The sequence below is a fragment of the Polymorphobacter sp. PAMC 29334 genome (genome assembly GCF_019431245.1).
Lineage (GTDB): Bacteria > Pseudomonadota > Alphaproteobacteria > Sphingomonadales > Sphingomonadaceae > Polymorphobacter_B > Polymorphobacter_B megasporae.
Window position 1 is genome coordinate 3,258,181 of the sequence record NZ_CP080243.1, and the last position, 18,925, is coordinate 3,277,105.

Annotated in this window: 21 protein-coding genes; 4 read left to right on the plus strand and 17 right to left on the minus strand. The window is 67.4% G+C overall.

Annotation, left to right across the window (positions count from 1 at the left end; genetic code table 11):
* Positions 1-5 precede the first annotated feature (5 nt).
* Genes KZX46_RS19075 through KZX46_RS19085 form a run of 3 tightly spaced genes read left to right on the plus strand, consistent with a single transcriptional unit; the run spans position 6 to position 2,841 of the window.
* The gene (locus KZX46_RS19075) at positions 6-1,022 is read left to right on the plus strand and encodes an aldo/keto reductase (RefSeq protein WP_219775283.1); all 1,017 of its coding nucleotides are present in this window, start codon (positions 6-8) and stop codon (positions 1,020-1,022) included.
* The gene (gene mgtE, locus KZX46_RS19080) at positions 1,019-2,431 is read left to right on the plus strand and encodes a magnesium transporter (RefSeq protein ID WP_216708652.1); all 1,413 of its coding nucleotides are present in this window, start codon (positions 1,019-1,021) and stop codon (positions 2,429-2,431) included. The genes KZX46_RS19075 and mgtE overlap by 4 nt, the downstream gene beginning before the upstream one ends.
* Positions 2,428-2,841 (plus strand): DUF1489 family protein, encoded by a 414-nt coding sequence (locus KZX46_RS19085; protein WP_219775284.1) that lies wholly within the window; start codon positions 2,428-2,430, stop codon positions 2,839-2,841. The genes mgtE and KZX46_RS19085 overlap by 4 nt, the downstream gene beginning before the upstream one ends.
* A gap of 558 nt (positions 2,842-3,399) precedes the next feature.
* On the opposite strand, the gene KZX46_RS19090 is transcribed toward KZX46_RS19085, so the two are convergent.
* The 6 genes from KZX46_RS19090 to KZX46_RS19115 all read right to left on the minus strand — a co-directional run bounded on the left by KZX46_RS19090 (position 3,400) and on the right by KZX46_RS19115 (position 9,111).
* Positions 3,400-4,101, minus strand: a complete 702-nt coding sequence (locus tag KZX46_RS19090; RefSeq protein ID WP_219775285.1) for a head GIN domain-containing protein — start codon at positions 4,099-4,101, stop codon at positions 3,400-3,402.
* Between the two features lie 62 nt (positions 4,102-4,163).
* Complete coding sequence (locus KZX46_RS19095; RefSeq protein WP_219775286.1) at positions 4,164-4,958, minus strand: SDR family oxidoreductase; 795 nt, start codon at positions 4,956-4,958, stop codon at positions 4,164-4,166.
* Positions 4,959-5,140: 182 nt separating this feature from the next.
* The gene (locus KZX46_RS19100) at positions 5,141-5,641 is read right to left on the minus strand and encodes a CarD family transcriptional regulator (protein ID WP_216708648.1); all 501 of its coding nucleotides are present in this window, start codon (positions 5,639-5,641) and stop codon (positions 5,141-5,143) included.
* A gap of 231 nt (positions 5,642-5,872) precedes the next feature.
* Positions 5,873-6,214, minus strand: coding sequence for a ferredoxin FdxA (gene fdxA / locus KZX46_RS19105; RefSeq protein WP_216708647.1), 342 nt, complete (start codon positions 6,212-6,214; stop codon positions 5,873-5,875).
* Positions 6,215-6,246: 32 nt separating this feature from the next.
* A complete protein-coding gene (locus KZX46_RS19110; RefSeq protein ID WP_369426582.1) occupies positions 6,247-6,510 on the minus strand; it encodes a S4 domain-containing protein in 264 nt (87 codons plus the stop codon).
* Positions 6,511-6,564: 54 nt separating this feature from the next.
* The gene (locus tag KZX46_RS19115; RefSeq protein WP_219775287.1) at positions 6,565-9,111 is read right to left on the minus strand and encodes a helicase-related protein; all 2,547 of its coding nucleotides are present in this window, start codon (positions 9,109-9,111) and stop codon (positions 6,565-6,567) included.
* Between the two features lie 243 nt (positions 9,112-9,354).
* On the opposite strand from KZX46_RS19115, the gene KZX46_RS19120 reads away from it, so the two are divergent.
* Positions 9,355-10,893: a M23 family metallopeptidase gene (locus KZX46_RS19120; protein WP_219775288.1), complete on the plus strand. Its 1,539-nt coding sequence runs from the start codon at positions 9,355-9,357 to the stop codon at positions 10,891-10,893.
* Between the two features lie 2 nt (positions 10,894-10,895).
* Here KZX46_RS19120 and KZX46_RS19125 read toward each other — a convergent pair whose 3' ends face one another.
* From KZX46_RS19125 to KZX46_RS19175, 11 genes are all read right to left on the minus strand, one after another.
* Positions 10,896-11,240: a type II toxin-antitoxin system RelE/ParE family toxin gene (locus KZX46_RS19125; protein ID WP_219775289.1), complete on the minus strand. Its 345-nt coding sequence runs from the start codon at positions 11,238-11,240 to the stop codon at positions 10,896-10,898.
* Positions 11,240-11,521, minus strand: a complete 282-nt coding sequence (locus KZX46_RS19130) for a type II toxin-antitoxin system ParD family antitoxin (RefSeq protein ID WP_219775290.1) — start codon at positions 11,519-11,521, stop codon at positions 11,240-11,242. Before KZX46_RS19130 ends, KZX46_RS19125 begins: the two co-directional genes overlap by 1 nt.
* Positions 11,522-11,591: 70 nt before the next feature.
* A complete protein-coding gene (locus KZX46_RS19135) occupies positions 11,592-12,452 on the minus strand; it encodes a class I SAM-dependent methyltransferase (RefSeq protein WP_219775291.1) in 861 nt (286 codons plus the stop codon).
* Entirely contained in the window at positions 12,449-13,681 is a 1,233-nt protein-coding gene (locus KZX46_RS19140) for a pitrilysin family protein (protein WP_219775292.1), read from the minus strand. Before KZX46_RS19140 ends, KZX46_RS19135 begins: the two co-directional genes overlap by 4 nt.
* Positions 13,678-15,075: a threonine synthase gene (gene thrC / locus KZX46_RS19145; RefSeq protein ID WP_219775293.1), complete on the minus strand. Its 1,398-nt coding sequence runs from the start codon at positions 15,073-15,075 to the stop codon at positions 13,678-13,680. The genes KZX46_RS19140 and thrC overlap by 4 nt, the downstream gene beginning before the upstream one ends.
* Positions 15,076-15,439: 364 nt before the next feature.
* Positions 15,440-16,081 (minus strand): SURF1 family protein, encoded by a 642-nt coding sequence (locus KZX46_RS19150; protein ID WP_219775294.1) that lies wholly within the window; start codon positions 16,079-16,081, stop codon positions 15,440-15,442.
* Between the two features lie 9 nt (positions 16,082-16,090).
* Positions 16,091-16,456 carry a DUF983 domain-containing protein gene (locus KZX46_RS19155; protein WP_219775295.1) on the minus strand — a complete coding sequence of 122 codons (366 nt, stop codon included), beginning with the start codon at positions 16,454-16,456 and terminating at the stop codon, positions 16,091-16,093.
* A gap of 4 nt (positions 16,457-16,460) precedes the next feature.
* Positions 16,461-17,297 (minus strand): cytochrome c oxidase subunit 3, encoded by an 837-nt coding sequence (locus tag KZX46_RS19160; RefSeq protein WP_219775296.1) that lies wholly within the window; start codon positions 17,295-17,297, stop codon positions 16,461-16,463.
* A 3-nt stretch (positions 17,298-17,300) separates the two neighbouring features.
* On the minus strand, positions 17,301-17,891 hold the full coding sequence (locus KZX46_RS19165; RefSeq protein WP_219775297.1) for a cytochrome c oxidase assembly protein: 591 nt from the start codon (positions 17,889-17,891) through the stop codon (positions 17,301-17,303).
* A complete protein-coding gene (locus KZX46_RS19170) occupies positions 17,888-18,025 on the minus strand; it encodes a hypothetical protein (RefSeq protein WP_219775298.1) in 138 nt (45 codons plus the stop codon). The genes KZX46_RS19165 and KZX46_RS19170 overlap by 4 nt, the downstream gene beginning before the upstream one ends.
* A complete protein-coding gene (locus KZX46_RS19175) occupies positions 18,022-18,852 on the minus strand; it encodes a heme o synthase (protein ID WP_255615582.1) in 831 nt (276 codons plus the stop codon). The genes KZX46_RS19170 and KZX46_RS19175 overlap by 4 nt, the downstream gene beginning before the upstream one ends.
* Positions 18,853-18,925: the final 73 nt, after the last annotated feature.

An 18,925-nucleotide genomic window follows, 5' to 3' on the forward strand; every position in this document is an offset into this window, starting at 1 on the left:
CGCACATGGCAAAGCGCAAGCTCGGGCCGTTCATGGTCGAGAGCGTCGGGCTCGGCTGCATGTCGCTCAGCTATGCCTATGGCACGCCGCCGGGCGATGCCGAGGGGGAGGCGCTGCTGCACCGCGCGCTCGACCTCGGCTACGACTTCCTCGACACCGCCGCGCTGTACGGCGTCGGGCATAACGAGACGCTGATCGGGCGGGCGCTCAAGTCGCGCCGCGACGAATTCATCCTGGCGTCGAAGTGCAGCATCCGCCTCGGCGAGGGTGGCATCAAGGGACCGCGGGTCCTCGACGGCAGCCGCGCCGGGGTGATGGCGGTGCTCGACGAAAGCCTGTCGCGGCTCGGCGTCGACACGATCGACCTGTACTACCTCCACCGGCTCGACCCGAAGACGCCGATCGAGGAGTCGGTCGGGGCGCTCGCCGATGCGGTCACGGCGGGCAAGATCCGCAGCATCGGCCTGTCCGAGGTGAGTGCCGCGACGCTGCGCCGCGCCGCCGCGATCCACCCGATCGCCGCGCTCCAGACCGAATACTCGCTGTGGACGCGCAATCCCGAACTCGGCGTGCTGGCGGCGTGCCATGAGCTTGGCACGACCTTCGTCGCCTTCTCTCCCGTAGCCCGCGGTTTCCTGGCGGGCGGCGTCACCGATCCGGCAGCGCTCACCGATGGCGACATTCGCCGGACGATGCCACGCTTTCAGGGCGACAATTTCGCCGCGAACAATGCGTTGTTCACCGCGTTTGCGCAGATGGCTGCCGATCTCGGGCACACCCCGGCGCAGCTGTCGCTGGCATGGCTAATCAATCGGGACGCCGATCTCGTCACGATCCCGGGCACCGCGAGCGTCCCGCATCTCGAGGAGAATTGGGCAGCGCGCGATATCGTGCTCGACCCGGCGACGATGACGGCGCTCGACGCGCTGATCAACCAGTCGACGGTTCACGGCCATCGCTATTCGCCGGCGATGAACGCCGCGATCGACACCGAAGACTATCCCGCCGCCGAGGCCGCGTGACCCCCGAGGACCTCCTCGAGCCGCCCGCCGTCGCGGTGAGCGAGCCGCGTGGCGTGTTCGACGACGACGGCCGCCTGCGCCGCGGCTTCGTCGCCAAGGTCGTCGCCAGCCTCGATGCCGAGGACGCCGCCGCGACCCGCGCGCTCGTCGATCCGCTCCACGAAGCCGACATCGCCGACCTGTTCGAACTGATCCCCGGCGACTATCGCCAGGATCTCGCCAAGGCGCTCGGCGACAAGCTCGACGCCGACGTCATCGCCGAGATGAACGACTGGGTCCGCGAGGCCCTGCTCGACGTCCGCACCCCCGTCGAAGTCGCCGCGGTCGTTTCCGAACTCGACACCGACGACGCCGTGTCGATTATCGAGGAACTCGACGACGACGACCGGCGCGAGGTGCTCCGTGCGCTCGACCCCGACGACCGCGCCGCGATCGAGGCTGCGCTGGGTTATCCCGAGGAGTCGGCCGGGCGGCTGATGCAGCGCGACCTCGTCGCGGTTCCCGAGCATTGGACGATCGGCGCGATCATCGACTTTATCGGCAGCGAGCCCGACCTGCCGACCGACTTCTGGGAAGTCTTCGTCGTCGATCCGGCGCACCATCCGACCGGCACGATCCGCCTGTCGTGGCTGCTGACGCAGAAGCGCGACGCGCTCGTCGCCGCAGTGATGCAGCGCGACCAGACGCTGATCCCGGTCGACGAGGACCAGGAGGAGGTCGCGCTCCAGTTCCAGAAATACGCCTTGATCTCGGCGGCAGTGGTCGACGCCAGCGGGCGGCTCGTTGGGGTCATCACCGTCGACGACATCGTCCACATCATCCAGGAGGAAGCGGGCGAGGACGCGCTCAAGCTGTCGGGCGCGGGCGACGGCGACATCAACGAGCCAATCGTCGAGACGATCAAGGTGCGGATGTGGTGGCTGCTGATCAACCTCGGCACCGCGATCCTCGCCTCGTCGGTGGTCGCGGCGTTCGAAGGCACGATCAGCCGCCTCGTCACGCTCGCGGTGCTGATGCCGATCGTCGCCGGCATGGGCGGCAATGCCGCGACGCAGACGATGGCGGTGACGGTCCGCGCGCTGGCGATGAACCAGCTGACGAGCTCGAACACCGCGCGGATGATCCGCCGCGAACTGTGGATCGCGCTGGCGAACGGCCTCGGGCTCGGCGCGCTGATGGCGGTCGGCTGCCAGCTTGTCTACCACGACAGCGCGCTCAGCCTCGTCCTGTTCAGTGCGATGCTGATCAATCACGTCAATGCCGGGCTCTCGGGGATCGTCATCCCGCTCGTGCTCGAAAAGCTCGGCATCGACCCGGCGGTAACCTCGACGGTGTTCGTCACGACGATGACCGATGTCATCGGCTTCTTCGCCTTCCTCGGGTTGGCGGCGTTGTTTCACCTGTCGTGACGCTCCATCTCACCAAGGTCGCGGTCGGCTGCGCGAGCGTCGAGGCGCTCGCCGAGCGCCATGCGCTGCGTGCGGCGAGCGAGGGACAGGCGTATTGCCTGACGCGCTCTATGCCGAAGCGCGCCGCCGAGATGAGCGGCGGGTCGCTGTTCTGGATCATCAAGCACACGCTCGTCGCGCGGCAGGCGATCATCGGCCTCGACATGGTCGAGACCGAGTGGGGGACGAAGTGCCGGATCGCGCTGGCGACCGAGCCGGTGCCCGTGCTGGCGACGCCGCGCCGGGCGCATCAAGGGTGGCGCTATCTCAACCCCGACGACGCCCCGCGCGACATGAATGCGGGCGACGCCGACCTCGATGCCGTGCCGCCCGCGATGCTCCGCGAGCTTGCTGCGCTGTGGCTGGTTTGAGGGACTAGATTTTTAACCAAGGATTTTGCGGCACGCGGACAGCGTCATAGTGGATTTAGCCTATCCGGTACAACTCTTCGCTAAGGTCACGATAAGGTCAGGGAAAAGCACATTTGAATCGCGCCTTTCTTTGCGGGCCGACCACCTCGACCGCAGCGCGAAAGGTTACACAAGTCCACACAACGACCGGCTTTTGCACCCCATTGTTCGTGGGCCGATCACCTCGACCGCTGCGCGAAAGGTTACACAAGTCCACGCAACGACCGGCTTTTGCACACCGTTGTTCGCGGGCCGATCGGCTCGATCGAAGCGCGAAAGGTGACACAAGTCCACGCAACGACCAGCTTTTCACATCGTCGATCGCGACGATTTCGGCGGAAGTCCACAAGGTCTGCGCGAGCGGGATAGTGCCCGGCCCGCGGGCGACGACGATACCGACAATGAGAAAGAGCAAAACATTGGCCCGTTGGCCGACACGATACCCGAGCCTAATCGATACCGCGGCATGTAGGACAGCGGCAAATTCCGGCCGATTAGAATGCCGCCGTCACACGTCCGTTAGCTGCAGCGCGCCTTACCGCTGCCCGCGGTCGACACCGAGCAGCGCGCGCCGCCCGACACGTTGATGTCGCCCGACCCCATCGTCGACAGGGTCGCGGTCTGGCTGGCGTAGGCATCGATCCGCCCCGACCCGGCAACGCTGGCGCTGAATGTCGCGCACTTGAGCCCGGTCAGCTTGAGGTCGCCCGAGCCCGCGATGCTCGCCTTGGCCGAACCGCAGCGACCGGCGATCGCCATGTCACCCGACCCGGCGACGTCGAATTTGGCCGTGTCGCTGTCGAGCAGGGCGACGTCGAGGCGTCCCGAGCCGCCGATCGAGGCATCGAAGTCGCGGACCTTGATCCGATCGACGGTGACCGTTCCCGAACCGGCGAGGTCGACCGCGCGGATCATCGGCACGGTGATCGCAATCTGGACGCGCCCGTGGTCGCGCCATCCGGACCACATGCTGTCGCGCTTGGTGCCGATCTTGAGGGTTTCGCCGTCGACCCGAATATCAAGATGATCGAGCGCCGCTGCCTCGCCGGTCGCATGGACACTTGGTCGCGCGCCGGTGGTCACGGTGATGTTGGCCGAACCGCCTGCCGCGAGACGGTCGAAGCTACCGACCGGAAAATCGCGCTCGGCGGCGAGCGAGGGCGCTGCGGCAGCGAGGAAAGTTGCGGCGGCAATGACGGAGAGCGTTGGCAGGCGAGTCATCGAAGTATCCCCATACTGTGTGTTATTTGCATAATACACAGGGCGATCGGCCTGTCCAGCCGCTATCCGGGGCTTGCCGCCGATCCCGCAAGTAATCCTCCGTCGATGACGAATTCTGCCCCCGTGGTGTAGGTCGACTCATCTGATGCAAGATAGACCGTGATCGCCGCGACTTCGTCGACCGTGCCGAAGCGGCGAAGCGGCGTATCGGCAACGAGCCTGGCCATCCGGGCGTCGCGGCCAGGCTCGTCTCCGAGCATCGCATCCCAGATCGGCGTCATGATCGCCGCCGGGTAGACCGAGTTGCAGCGGATGTTGAGGCCCTGCTGCGCGCACCACAGGGCGACACTTTTGCTGTGGTTGCGGACTGCCGCCTTCGACGAAGCGTAGGCTGCGGCTCCCGGGATCCCGACGAGACCCGAACGCGACGACATGTTGATGATCGACCCGCGCCTTTCCGGTCGCATCGCGCGGATCGCGTGCTTGCAGCCGAGAAAAACGCCATCGAGATTGGTCGCGTGGACGGCGCGCCAATCATCGAGCGCCGCATTCTCGGGATCGTGCGCGCCGGGCGTGTCGAAGCCGGTGATTCCAGCGTTATTGACGACGATGTCGATCCGGCCGTCGCGATCGAGAATGCGGGCGTAGGTCGCGATCCACGCCGCTTCGTCGCGGACGTCGAGCGTTGCCGCAGTTGCGCCGTGGCCGACTAATGCCGCCTCCCGCTCGGCGGGTTCGATTGCAAGGTCGGTCAGCCAGACGATCGCACCTTCGTCGACGAAAGCGCGCACGATCGCTGCGCCGATGCCTTGCGCGGCACCGGTGACGAGCGCGATCTTGCCGGCGAGGCGGGGCATGAGCGGTCCTTTTGTCGGGCCGCCGCGTGCGGGAAATTCGGATAGAACGCGGGCAAAGCCCGCGTCGTCGGACGGGTTCGGACGGCATCGCCGCCCGCCCCGCCGGCCGGCTCGGCGCGAGTCTGCGCGCAGCTAACCGACGCGAAGGGCGTCGGTTTCGCTACGCGCAGCCGCGCCGTCGCTCACGCTGCCTTCAGCACGCTTTCGATCTTCGCCTGTGCCGCCGGCTCGTCGATGTTCTCCATCGCCGCCAGTTCGCGCGCCAGGCGGCCGATCGCCGCTTCGTAGATCTGGCGCTCGGAATAGCTCTGCTCGGGCTGATCTTCGGCACGGTGGAGGTCGCGGACGACCTCGGCGATCGAGACGAGGTCGCCTGAATTGATCTTGGCCTCATACTCCTGCGCACGGCGGCTCCACATCGTCCGCTTGATCCGCGGGCGCCCCTTGAGGGTGGTGAGCGCCTCGAGCAACGTCGCTTGGCTCGACAGCTTGCGCATGCCGACGCCTTCGGCCTTGTTCGTCGGGACCCGCAGCGTCATCCGCTCCTTTTCAAAGCGCAGGACGTAGAGCTCGAGATTAGTCCCGGCGATCTCCGAACTCTGCACCTCGACGACCCGGCCAACCCCGTGCTTGGGATAGACGACGTGATCGCCGACGACGAAATTGAGCGGCTTGGCTGCCATGTAAGTTCCTTTCTGGGTCCGCGTCGCGCGGCCATCCGTGAGGGGACACGGCGGCATCACATCGGGGCTGCGGACGGTTGCGTGCGTGCCTTCGCTAATCGGGTCCGACGCACCGCGCCACGACCCGGAACCGCGTCACGAACGAGCGACGCGACCGAAGTTGTAACACAAAAAGGCGCGGTTTTCCACGCTTTTGTGTTCCCTGCACCCTCCCCCAAACGGGGGGCGGACCTATTGGCCGTCGGTTCCGGGCTTGTCCGAGAAATACTTGTCGAACTTGCCCTCTTCGCCCTTGTGCGCTTCGGCGTCGGGCGGGGTCGCGCCCTTGACGGTGATGTTTGGCCACGACGCCGAGAAGGTCGCGTTGAGTTCGAGCCACTTGTCGAGGCCGCCCTCGGTATCGGGCAGGATCGCCTCGGCCGGGCATTCGGGTTCGCACACGCCGCAGTCGATGCATTCGGACGGGTTGATGACGACCATGTTGTCGCCTTCATAGAAGCAGTCGACCGGGCACACCTCGACACAGTCCATGTACTTGCACTTGATGCAAGCCTCGGTCACCACGTACGTCATTGTCGAACCCCAGGTCGCCTAACCACCCCCTGCTAGACGGCAGCAAGCGCTCCCGTCAACAGTGGGTCGGCCCCGCGACTACGCGTCAGGTCGGCGTAGAGCTCGCGGGCTTCGCTGAACGGCCCCCGCCGTTCGGCAATCCCGAGCACCCTGACGACGACGACATCGTCATGTTTGGGAAAACTTACCACCGACCCGGCGCGCACCAGCGCCGAGGGGCGATCGATCACCCGGCCATCGAGGCGCAGGTGACGGCTCTCGCAGAGCCGCTGCGCATCGCTGCGCGATTTCGTCAACCTTGCGAACCACAACCATTTGTCGAGCCGCAAACCCTGACCATGGACCAAAAGCTACCGTCCTTTCATTTGCCGAAGGATCGCGAAGGGAGAATCGGGGGCATCGTCGACGACCTCGACGCGACGAGGCTCGATCCGCGAGCCCCCCCACGCAAACGCCGCCGTGCCGTCGACGAGCTTCGGCCGGTAGCCGAGCGCGCGCATCAGGCGGGCGAAGCCCTCCCGGCTCATGCCGACGCTGGCGATCCAGTTGGCGTCGGGCACGAACGGACTGCGGCCATCGCGCTGGCCGTGCATCGCGCGCGCCAGCCGATCGACCATATCGATGCGGACGGCCTGCGTACCAATGCTCCAGAAGCCGGCGACGTCGTAGAAAGCGGATGGGATGCCGGGGGCGACATCGACGGTGACGAGGCCCGGCACCGGCGGCGCGGGCAGGATGGCGATGCCCTCCGCGACCGCCCACAGCGCCAGGCGCCAGCGGGTCGGTTCAGGGCGCAGCGCGGCGGCGATGAAGACATGGATGACACCGATCCTGACCCCGGCGGCGAGCAGCGCCTTGCGGTCGGCGCGGGTCAGCGCGTCGACCTGTGCGGTGACCGCCGCGCGCGTCAGGCAGCCCATCGTCTCGACCAGCCGAACGATCAGTCCACGCGCGGCGGGCGAGACCTCGGGGACGAGCGCGGCGACCGACATCAGCGAGCTGAGATGCTTGTCGCGCGACGCGGCGAACCACGCGGTCAGCCGATCGGCGACCCGGCGGCGATCGGCGAAGGCGACGCCCTCTAACGCGCGGTCGGTTTCGACGCGCGGGTTCAGCGCATCCCGTCCGGTCCGCAGCAACCCGACCCGCGCGCCGTTCCACAGGATGCGCGGCGGCAGCGCCCCGTCGAACGACAGGCTGAACTCGCCGTCGGGGGCGGCGGCGAGCGCGGTGCAGCGGCGCTCGAACTCCTTCGGCAAATGGCGTTCGGCGGCAGCGAGGAGCATCCGCTTCTCGCCCGCACGCGCCGCCGGGTCGGGCGTGAAGCGGAAGCCATCGAGCGTGCCGATAATCTCGCCTTCGACCGCGACCGACCCATCTGGGTCGACCTCGACGCGCTGCTCACCCTTGATCTTGAGATCGCGGAGCAGCACCGCGGTTCGCCGGTCGACGAAGCGCTGCGTCAGCTTAACGTGAAGCGCATCCGACAGCCGGTCCTCGAGTTCGCGCGTGCGGTCGGCCCACAGCGTCCCGTCGGCGAGCCAGCCGGGGCGATGTGCGACATAGGTCCACGTCCGCGCCGCCGCGATCCGGTCGGCGATCGTGCCGATGTCGCCCGCGACATTGTCGAGCGCGGCGACCTCGCTCGCGATCCACGCCGCCGGCAGCGTCCCGTCGCCCTCGCTCAAGTGACGGAACACCCGCCCGACGAGCCGCGTGTGCTGCTCGGCCCCGGTCTTGCGATAATCGGGCAGGCTGCACGCCGACCACAGCCGCGCGATCCGCCCGCGACCGTGCGCGCGCTCCATCACCCAAGGTTCACCAGCCAGCCGCTTGAGCACCGCGAGGTCGATCGCATCGTCGCCGCGGACAAGCTCGGCGCGCGGCGACCGTTCGTCGAGCGAGCCGATCAGCCGCGGCAGCGTGTTGAAGTCGGCGTGGGTGTTGCGCCACGTCAATTGCGTCAGCGGCGGAAAGACGTGCCCCTCGATCGCTGCGATCTCCTCGGCCTCGAAGGTCGACACCGCGTCCTGGCCAAGTTGGACGACGCCAAAGCTGCCGTCCTTCTGGAAGCGCCCCGCCCGCCCGGCGATCTGCGCCATCTCGGGCGTCGTCAGCCGCCGGTGGCGCTTGCCGTCGAACTTGCTCAAGCCAGCGAAGGCGACATGGGCGATATCCATGTTGAGCCCCATGCCGATCGCGTCGGTCGCGACGAGATAATCGACCTCGCCCGACTGGTACATCGCGACCTGGGCGTTGCGCGTCCGCGGGCTGAGCGACCCCATGACGACCGCCGCGCCGCCCTTGTGCCGCCGCAGCATCTCGGCGAGCGCGTAGACTTCCTGCGCGGTGAAGGCGACGATCGCGGTCCGCTTCGGCAGCCGCGACAGCTTCTTCGGCCCCGCATAAGTCAGCGTCGAGAAACGCGGGCGGGTGATGATCTCGGCGCGCGGCAACAGCTTGCGGATGAGTGGCCGCAGCGTCTCCGAGCCGAGGATCATCGTCTCGGCATAGCCGCGCATATGGAGCATGCGATCGGTAAAGACGTGGCCGCGCACCGGATCGGCGCCGACCTGACCCTCGTCGATCGCGACGAACGCCACCTCACGGTCCAAGGGCATCGATTCCGCGGTGCATAGGAAATAGCGCGCGCCCTCGGGGACGATCTTTTCCTCGCCGGTAATCAGCGCGACCTGGCCCGCCCCCTTGATCGCGACGACGCGGTCGTAGACCTCGCGGGCGAGCAGGCGAAGCGGAAAGCCGATCATGCCGCTGGCGTGACCGCACATCCGTTCGACCGCGAGAAAGGTCTTGCCGGTGTTCGTCGGACCGAGAACCGCAGTGACCCGGGGCCCAACCTCGCGGGCGTTCTCCGAAGTGCGAAGCAATCCGCTCATGACCTCGAACTGAGGTCGGAGGTGCCCGGATACAAGACGGGCGTACGGCGGAACACTGCTCGGCTCATTGCATCCTTTGACGGATAATGGGCTGAGACTTGATGCCATGGCTGCGAAGCCGATTCAAGTGAACCTTGTAAGTCATCGCTTCGCCGCATCGTCGCACCAGCCAGTCCGCCCCGCCGTTGACTTGGGGTTAATCGCGGCACACGGGTACGGTGAGCGACAGAGCGGGGGTTCGGTTTGTATCAACCGGGAATCAATAGCTTCGGCGGTGCCGGCAGTGGCGGCGCGGTCGCATTACGGCCGGGCCGCGTTATCCTTCTGCCGCGCCCAACGGCGGAGCGGCCCAAAGCGCCGCGCTTCGACTTCGACCGCTTCGCCGACCTCGACCTGTGCGTCGACCTCGGGCAGGCGATTGGCAGCCGTGACTGGTGGCTCGGCCTCGGGCTGGTCCTGACATTATGCGCGACCGCGCTCGTCGCCGGATACCGCATTGCCCCATTGCCGCAGACGGTCCGCGCGACGCTGACCCCGGTCCAGTACGACGACGCCCGCCCCGACACGATCGCGCCTTTGGCATCAGGCGCGACGACCGGCCGGACGACGCCGCCGACCAAACTCGTCGAAGCGCTAAGCGAAATTCCCGAACGTCCGCAAATTGAGACGACCGCGCGCATCGGCCGCGGTGACGGCATCGGTGCTGCGCTGCGCCGTGCCGGGGTTGGTGCCGACGACGCCTCGACCGTCGCGCAACTCGTTGGCGGCGCGGTCCACGGCATCGCCCCCGGGACCGGCATCGACCTCGTCCTCGGCCGCCGCGAGACCCGCACCGTCCCGCGCCCGCTGACCAGCCTCGGCTTCCGCGCCGCGTTCGACCTCCGCCTCGAAGTCGGACGGAGCGCCGACGGGTCGCTCGACCTCAAGCGCATCCCGATCGCAGTCGACAGCACGCCCCTCCGCGTGACCGGCCTCGTCGGCACCAACCTCGTCCGCGCGGTCCGCGCCGCCGGGGTCCCCGAAGGCCAGGTCGCCGACTATCGCCAGAACCTTGCGTATGTCCTCGACCTCCAGCGGCAGGTCGGACGTCGCGATCGCTTCGACGTCGTCCTCGAACACCGCCGCGCTGCGACCGGCGAGACCGAGACCGGCGGGCTGCTGTACGCCGCACTCCGCCCCGAACACGGCGACCCGGTCGAGCTGATGCGCTGGACCTATGGCGGCAAGGCGATGTTTTTCCGCGCCAACGGCGAGAGCGCCAAGAAGGGCCTGATGCGGACCCCGGTCGATGGCGCCCACGAGACGAGCGGCTTCGGCATGCGCCTCCACCCGATCCTCGGCTTCTCGCGGCTCCACCAGGGCACCGACTTCGGCGCGGCGATGGGCTCGCCGATCATGGCGGCGGCGGCGGGCAAGGTCACCTTCGCCGGGTGGCACGGCGGGCACGGCAACTACGTCCAGATCCTCCACCACCCCGGGCTGATGACCGCCTACGCCCACATGAGCAAATTCGCAGTCAAGCCCGGCACGCTCGTCGCGCAGGGGCAGGTGATCGGCTACGTCGGCTCGACCGGCCTGTCGACCGGCCCCCACCTCCACTACGAAGTCTGGGTCAACGAAAAGCCCGTCGACCCGACCGGCATCAAGTTCCTAGGCGGCACGACGCTCGCCGCGAGCGAGATGGGGCGCTTCCGTGGCGAGATGGAGCACATGCGCGGACTGCGCGCGGCGGGCAGCGAGGTCGCGGTTGCGGACGAGCCGAAGGCGCGGCGGCGGGGGTAAGATCAGCCGTCGGTGAAGTGCGCGGGCAGGTCCATTGCATCGTGCAGGATGCGGGCAACGACCACGAGATCGGGTTCGACTATCTGATAGACGATAACGTGACGCGGATTGCCAACAGTCTCGCCGACACTATCGGCGCGGCAGTTCCGTAAGTGATAAAGGCGCCGTGCAAACACGCCCGAGATGATGCGCCCCCCGGATGGATCGCGATGGATCGTTATCATCGTAAGTGCGCGTTCGATCAGTCGCTCGTACCGGGCTCGCGCAGCAGCGCCAAAGTGATCCGCACTCCAATCGAGAATCGCTGCGATATCATGTTGGGCCGCGACGCTGATGCGCCGCTTCATCAAGCTGTCTTACCGCGGCCCGTTCGACCGAGGCCAGCCAGCCATGAGGCTAAGTCTTCGGTTGCGACCTCCTCATACTCTCCCCGGGCATAGGCAGCGTCGCCTTCGGCCACGAGCATCTCGAACCGGGCGAGCTTCGCCGCCTCCTCCAGTTCGCGCTTCTCGAGCAACCGCAAGCCCTCACGGACGACTTCGCTGGCGTTCTGGAAGCGCCCTTTCGCGACGATCTCACCGACGAAGCGATCGTGGAAGTCGGTCAGGCTGACATTGCGAGTAGGCATGGCGACACCTTACCCGTTTCCCGAGCATTGGCAATTTTTGCCAACCGCCAATAGCTGCAGAGATGGCCTCCTAACGCTCCCACCGCACGAAGATCGCGGTCGGCAATAGCCGCCCCCGGGCTTCCTCGTGGATCGTCATCTCGCCTGCGGTGATCGTCCCTCCCAGTCCCGCCAACGCCTCGCCCGCAAGTTCGGCGATCGCCACCGCCGACATGCGGATTGCGTAGACCGTCAGGACGAGGAACGCCGACCGCTCGTCGAGCAGGCTGCGCGCCAACGCCAGCAATTCGGGCAGGTCGCGGTACAATTCCCACACCTCGCCCTCCGGGCCGCGCCCGTACTTCGGCGGGTCGAGGATGATGCCGTCGTAGCGCCGCGCGCGCCGGACCTCGCGCCGCATGAACTTGAGCGCGTCGTCGACCACCCAGCGGACCGGCGCGTCGGCGAGGCCGCTGAGCCGCTGGTTCTCGACCGCCGCCGAGACCGCCTTCTTCGACGCATCGAGGTGGGTGACCCCCGCTCCCGTCGCGGCGCACGCCAGCGTGCCGACCCCGGTGTAGCCGAAGACGTTGAGCACCTCCGACCCGGCGCCGACGCGCTCCGCCATCCAGTCCCAATGTACCGCCATGTCGGGGAAGAAGCCGAGGTGGCGGAACGGGGTGTTATTCGCGCGGAACTTCAGTGGGCCGCGGGCGAGCGGCCACGCGTGCGGCACCGTGCTGTCGAGGTTCCACCGGCCGCCGCCGTCCTCCTCCGACCCGCCGACAAACTCGCCATTGGCCTGCCAGTCGGGCAACGCTGGAGACCACAATGCCTGCGGCTCGGGGCGGATGAAACGGTACGGCCCGTAGCGTTCGAGCTTTCGCCCGTGCCCCGAATCGACCAGTCCATAGTCGGCCCACGGCTCGGCAGTCAGGACATCGAGCTTCACGCTGCCCGCCGCACCGCCGCCGCGCCGACATCGGCGACCGCATACGGCCCGGCGACCATCCGTGCCGAGGCGGCGCGGACGGTGTCGAGGTCGACCGCCTCGATCCGCGCGACGATGTCGGCGGGCGTCTTGACGTACCCATGTGCGAGCAACTGCCGCGCAAGATATTCGGCCCAACCGCCGGGCGATTCGAGGCTCATCAGGACACCCGCGCGGACCTGCGCCTTCGCCCGTGCAAGCTCGTCGGGCCGCAACCCGCTTGCGGTGTCGGCGAGTACTTGGACCGCAAGGTCCATTGCGCGCCCGGCGTCCTTCTTCGCCGTCGCCAGATAGACCGAAAACAGCCCGGCGTCGGCGTAGGGCGTCGTCGAGGCATAGACCGAATATGCCAGCCCCCGCTCCTCGCGGAGTTCCTGGAACAGCCGCGACGATGCCCCGCCGCCCGCCGCGGTGACGAACAGCGCGATCGCATCGAAGTCGGGGTCATGGTGCCCCGGAGCGGGGAGCCCGAGGGTGAGGTGCGCCTGCTCGAACTTACGCCGGTCGTGGATCACGCCGGCGGCGAATACCGCCGGGGCGGTGCCGGGCCGGACCCCGGGGCCAAGGTCGCCGTACAACGCCTCGCTCAGCGTGACCAAGGCGTCATGGTCGACCTTGCCCGCCGCCGCGACGATGCACGATCCGCCGCGATACTGGACGTCGAGCCAGTCGCGCAGGTCGCGCGAGGTCAGCGCGGCGATGCTCGCTTCGGAGCCGAGGATCGACCGGCCGATCGACTGGTCGGGGAAGGCGGCGGCCTGGAGATGGTCGAAGACAATGTCGTCGGGAGTGTCGCGCGCCTCGCCGAGTTCCTGCAGAACGACCGCCTTTTCGCGCTCGAGCTCCTCCTCGTCGAAGCGCGGGGCGCGGACGAGGTCGGCGATCATCTCCATGCCGAGCTGGGTGTCGGCGCTGAGCAGGCGCGCGTGAAACACCGTCATGTCGCGCGCGGTATAGGCGTTGAGCGACCCGCCGACGTCCTCGATCTCCTCGGCGATCCGTCGCGCCGACCGCGTCGCGGTGCCTTTGAACACCATATGCTCGAGCAGATGTGCGACGCCGTTGGTCGCCTCGGTTTCCGACCGCGCGCCGGTGTCGACGTGGAGCCCGAGCGCGACGGTCTCGACGTGCGGCATCGACCGGGTGACGACGCGGATGCCGTTGGCGAGAGTGGTGAGCCGGGTCGTCATCGCGCCGTCGCCCGCTCGGCGATATACGCCTCGACCGCGTGCAATTCAGCGGGGAGCGTGGCGAAGCGCTCCTCGCGGTCGAACAGCCCGGCGGCGCGCAGCGGCAGCACCGGACGCTGGCCCGAGGCGCGCTCGACCGCATCGCGGAATTTGGCGGGGTGCGCCGTCGCCAGTGTCACGATCGGGCCGTCGATCTCACCCGCCAGATCACGCGCCGCCGCCAGCCCGATCGCAGTATGCGGATCGACCAGCTCGCCGCATTCCGACGCTGCCCAGCGCAACGCCTCCGCCATCCCGTCGGCGTCGACCCGTGCGCTGGTCATCAGCGCCGCCGCTTCGGCGCGCATCGCCGGCGTCAGGTCGAGTCGCTTGGTCGCCTCGAACCCGGTCATCGCCGCCGCCGTCGCCGCGCCGTCGCGCCCATACAGGTCGAACAACAGCCGTTCGAAGTTCGAGCTGACCTGGATATCCATCGACGGCGCGGCGGTCGCCTCGACATGGCCGACCGAATAGTCGCCCGCGCTCAGCGCGCGGTAGAGGATGTCGTTCGTGTTGGTCGCGACGATGAGCTTGCCGATCGGCAGGCCCATCTTTGCCGCGACATAGCCCGCGAAGATATCGCCGAAATTGCCCGTCGGAACGCTGAAGCTGATGCTGCGCTCGGGCGCGCCGAGGCGGACCGCGGCGTAGAAATAATAGACGATCTGGAGCATCAGCCGCGCCCAGTTGATCGAATTGACCGCCGCGAGCCGGTATGTACCGGAGAACCCCGGATCGTTGAACATTGCCTTGACCAGCGCCTGTGCGTCGTCGAAATTCCCCTCGACCGCGATATTGAAGACGTTCGGCGACTGCACCGTCGTCATCTGCCGCCGCTGGACATCGGTGACGCGCCCAAGCGGGTGGAGCATGAAGACGTCGAGGTGCGCGCGGCCGGCGAGCGCGTGGATCGCCGCCGACCCGGTGTCGCCGCTCGTCGCGCCGATGATCGTCAGATGCTCGGTCCGCCGCCCGAGGAAGGTCTCGAACAACAGCCCGAGCGCCTGCATCGCGACGTCCTTGAACGCGAGCGTCGGGCCGTGGAACAGTTCGAGCAGCCAGTGGCGGTCGTCGAGCTGCTTGAGCGGGGCGACCGCGGCGTGGCTGAACCCGGCGTAGGCTGTCGTCAGCAGGCGGCGAAGGTCATCCTCACTCAGCGCGTCGCCGACGAACGGCGTGCAGACGCGGACTGCGGTCTCGACATAGCTCAGCCCGGCGAGCCCAGCGATCTCGGCGCGCGACAGCGTCGGCCAAACTGCGGGAACATAAAGACCGCCGTCGGCAGCGAGCCCGGCGAGGGTCACCGCTTCGAAATCGAGGGAAGGCGCGGCCCCGCGCGTGCTGACATAGTTCATCGGGTCGTCGGTCTAGCGGCGGGGCGTGGCGGGAGCAAGGCGGGGGGCGGGATGTGTCGCGGGCTCGTCGGTCGCGAAAGGTCACACGAAGTTCACGGTTTTGGACATCGGATTTGCTTTCGCGATGTCCTTCTCCTGCGTTCAGCAAGGCGCCACGCCGCACGCGCCTCAGGCGAAAATTGCCAGTTTGCAGCGGCGGGGAGTGCCCGCAATCATGTCGTCACCAGCAATGAGAAAGAACATGCGGCTGCCTTGGGCCGGTTACGCATCCGACCCTGACACACGCCGGGGGCTGTAGGACAGACCCAATTCAAGCGGCGCAGACGGGCCGGCCCTTCGCGCCGCGCCTCGACCGGAGTTCAGTTCAGCTCAGCTGCCGCCGCCGCCATTGCCGGACATAGATCGCGTAAATCACCCCGAGCGTCGCCGAGAAGGCGAACCACTGCATCGCATAGCTCAGATGATTGTCGGGCAGGTCGTCGGGCACCGGCACGCGCGACGGCAGCAGCCCGGGCGCGGCGGTCGTCGGAATGAGCATGAACAGCGGCCGCCCCGGCTCGGTGCCGTAGGGCCGCTCGATCAGCGTGCCGCTGAAATGCGTGTCGAGGTCGAGCTGCTTGACGGTATCGGGGCGCAGCGTCCACCCGGCGACGACGACGAGGTCGGGCTTGGCGTGCCGCGCCGGGTCGTTGCAGTCGACGAGGACGAGGAAGCCGCCTTGCCCTCCGTCATCACCACCCGCGCTTGTCCCGCCCTTGACGTCGTACGGCGCGATGCGGCCGGGGCGGCAGTCGACCTCGGCATGACGGTATTGGAGGTCGGCGACGCCGATCATCGCGCGGTAATAGTCGTGGGGGGTGACCGGCGGCAGCGTCTTCGCCGCCTCAAGCCGGGCGATCAGCTGGTGCTTCCAGTCGCGCCGCTGAAGCTGCCAAACCCCGAGGCCGATCAGGACCGGAATCATCAGCAGCGTCAGGAGCGTCGCGCCGAGGGGAAGCCGCTTCACTTGACCCATCTATTCCGAGCGACCCAGCCGGGCGTCGTTCTTATATTCGAGCGCGAGGAGGATACCCTTCGCCACCCGCAGCAGTGCCAATGTCAGCCCGAGTGTCAGCGGCACCCAGATGATGACATGGACCCACCACGGCGGCGACCGGCTGAGTTCGAGCCAGATCGCGCCGACGACGACGACCGCGCCGACGATAAAGATCAGGAACGGAGCGGCCGCATCGCCGACGTCGAACGCGGCATAGTCGAGGCCACATTTCGGGCAGGCAGAAGCGAAACTGGCGATGCCCTTGAACAACCCCGGCGCGCCGCAGCGGGGGCAGAGTCCGAGAACCGCACCCTGCAGCGCCGGCTGCGCCAAAGGGCGGGTCATGTCGTTATCCCGCAGCCGCAGTCACCAGCGCGCCGAACTTGCTGCCCCAGCAATAGATCGCGATGAACAGGAACAGCCAGACGACGTCGACGAAGTGCCAGTACCACGCCGCCGCTTCGAAGCCGAAGTGGTGGGTCGGGGTGAAGTCGCCGCGATATGCGCGGACGAGGCAGACGAGGAGGAAGATCGTGCCGACGAAGACATGGAAGCCGTGGAAGCCGGTCGCCATGTAGAAGGTCGCGCCGTAGATGTTGCCGGCGAAGCCGAACGCGGCGTGGCTATATTCGAACGCCTGAATGCAGCTGAAGGTCGCGCCGAGGATGATCGTGAACCACAGGCCCTTCTTGAGCCCCTCGCGATCGCCGTGGATCAGCGCGTGGTGCGCCCATGTCACGGTCGTTCCCGACAGCAGCAGGATCATCGTGTTGAGCAGCGGGAAGGCGAACGGGTCGAGCACCTCGACCCCCTTCGGCGGCCAGACGCCGCCGATCGCAGCGGCGCTGCTCGGGTAGAGCGACGAGCTGAAATACGCCCAGAACCACGCGACGAAGAACATCACTTCGGACGCGATGAACAGGATCATTCCGTAGCGGTGGCTAAGCTGGACGACCGGGGTGTGGTCGCCGGTATTCGCCTCATGGACGACGTCGGACCACCAGAAGAAGAAGGTCGCGAGGACCGCCGCGACGCCGAGGAAGAACACCCACGGGCCCCACGCCATCTTGTGCATCCAGCCGATCGCGCCGGCAGCGAGAATCAGCGCCGAGAACGAGCCGAGGATCGGCTTCGAGCTCGGGTTGACGAGGTGGTAGTCGTGGTTGTGGGTCTTGGCGCCGGCCATGGTCTATCCTTGGGTTCGTACGGCGGGGCTTACCGGATCGGCCCCCGCCCGGTCCACCTTTTCGGCGTCGACCGGGAAGAAAGTGTAGGACAAAGTGATCTCGTCGATCTTGCGCGCCTGCGGGTCATCGAGGATCGCGGGATCGATGAAATAGGTCACCGGCATGTCGACCGTCTCACCCGCCTTGAGCGTTTGCTCGGTGAAGCAGAAACAGGCGATCTTCTTGAAATACTTACCGGCGAGGTCGGGCGAGACGTTGAACGCCGCGCGCCCGGTCGTCGTCGCGCCGCTGATGTTGGTCGCACGGAAGAACGCCATCCGCCGCCCGCCGATCGGGACCGTCGTCTCGACCGTCACCGGCTTGAACAGCCACGGCATACCGGGCGAGGTATTGCCGTCGAAGCGGACCTTGACCGTCTGCCCGGCGACCGGAGCCGTCGGCGCCGCAATCGCGCGACTCGTCGTGCCCGCGAACCCGGTTGCGGCGCAGAAGGCGCGGTACAACGGCACGCTGGCATAGGCGAGGCCGATCATCGAGACAGCAAAGCCTGCAGCCCACAGCGCGGTCGTCCGGTTCGCAGTGGCTCCGCTCATGGCACCATCTTCACGATGCTGATCCCGAAGAACAGGATGACGAGCACGCCGAGGACGACGCCGAGCGCGAGGTTACGCGCGCGGCGGCGGCGGTTGAACTCGGCGGTCTGCTCGGGGGTCCAGTCAACGTTCACGCGACGAGCCAATGGTCGGCGACGAGCGCGGCGAAGATCAGAAACAGGTAGAGGAGCGAGTATTTGAACAGGCGCTTTTCAGGCGCCATCTCCGCCGCGAGCGTCGCGGTGTTGCGGTAGACCGCGACTGCGCGGGCGATGAAGATCGCGCCGGTGACAGCGGCAACGCTCCCGTAAACCCAGCCGGTCAAACCGAGCGCCCACGGCAGGATCGTCACGGGCACGAGGACGAGCGTGTAGAGCAGTATCTGCTGCCGCGTCGCAGTCTCGCCCGCGACGACGGGGAGCATCGGCACCCCGGCCTTGGCGTAGTCCGCCTCCATGAATAGCGCGAGGCTCCAGAAGTGCGGCGGGGTCCACAGGAAGATGATCGCGACCATCAGCCACGGCAGCGCGGTGACGTCGCCGGTCACCGCCGCCCAGCCGATCAACGGGGGGAAAGCACCGGCGGCACCACCGATAACGATGTTCTGCGGCGTCCGGCGCTTGAGCCACACAGTGTAGACGACCGAGTAGAACAGGATCGACCCGGCGAGGATGCCCGCCGCGAGCCAGTTGACCGCGAGGCCCATCACCGCGACCGACCCGACCGCGAGCGCGACGCCGAACGCCAGTGCCTCGTCGGGCGAGACCCGGCCCGCCGGCAGCGGCCGGTTCGCGGTGCGCTTCATCAGCGCGTCGATGTCGGCCTCATACCATTGGTTGAGCGCACCCGAAGCCCCGGCACCGATCGCGACACAGAGGATCGCAACGCAGCCGATGAACGGGTGGACATGCCCCGGCGCGGTCAGCAGCGCGCACGCCGCGCTGAAGATCACGAGCGACATCACCCGTGGCTTCAGCAGTGCGAGATAGTCGCGCCAATCGGCGAAGCTGACCCCTTCGGGCGCGGCGACGATC

Coding starts and splice junctions, on each gene's coding strand:
- KZX46_RS19095 (WP_219775286.1), bottom strand. CDS start 4,958: ATGCCCCGCCTCGCCGGCAAGATCGCGCTCGTCACCGGTGCCGCGCAA.
- KZX46_RS19100 (WP_216708648.1), bottom strand. CDS start 5,641: ATGGCAGCCAAGCCGCTCAATTTCGTCGTCGGCGATCACGTCGTCTAT.
- KZX46_RS19140 (WP_219775292.1), bottom strand. CDS start 13,681: ATGACGACCCGGCTCACCACTCTCGCCAACGGCATCCGCGTCGTCACC.
- KZX46_RS19115 (WP_219775287.1), bottom strand. CDS start 9,111: ATGAGCGGATTGCTTCGCACTTCGGAGAACGCCCGCGAGGTTGGGCCC.
- thrC (WP_219775293.1), bottom strand. CDS start 15,075: ATGAACTATGTCAGCACGCGCGGGGCCGCGCCTTCCCTCGATTTCGAA.
- KZX46_RS19130 (WP_219775290.1), bottom strand. CDS start 11,521: ATGCCTACTCGCAATGTCAGCCTGACCGACTTCCACGATCGCTTCGTC.
- KZX46_RS19160 (WP_219775296.1), bottom strand. CDS start 17,297: ATGGCCGGCGCCAAGACCCACAACCACGACTACCACCTCGTCAACCCG.
- KZX46_RS19155 (WP_219775295.1), bottom strand. CDS start 16,456: ATGACCCGCCCTTTGGCGCAGCCGGCGCTGCAGGGTGCGGTTCTCGGA.
- KZX46_RS19090 (WP_219775285.1), bottom strand. CDS start 4,101: ATGACTCGCCTGCCAACGCTCTCCGTCATTGCCGCCGCAACTTTCCTC.
- KZX46_RS19125 (WP_219775289.1), bottom strand. CDS start 11,240: ATGAAGCGGCGCATCAGCGTCGCGGCCCAACATGATATCGCAGCGATT.
- KZX46_RS19165 (WP_219775297.1), bottom strand. CDS start 17,891: ATGAGCGGAGCCACTGCGAACCGGACGACCGCGCTGTGGGCTGCAGGC.
- KZX46_RS19175 (WP_255615582.1), bottom strand. CDS start 18,852: ATGTCGCTCGTGATCTTCAGCGCGGCGTGCGCGCTGCTGACCGCGCCG.
- fdxA (WP_216708647.1), bottom strand. CDS start 6,214: ATGACGTACGTGGTGACCGAGGCTTGCATCAAGTGCAAGTACATGGAC.
- KZX46_RS19075 (WP_219775283.1), top strand. CDS start 6: ATGGCAAAGCGCAAGCTCGGGCCGTTCATGGTCGAGAGCGTCGGGCTC.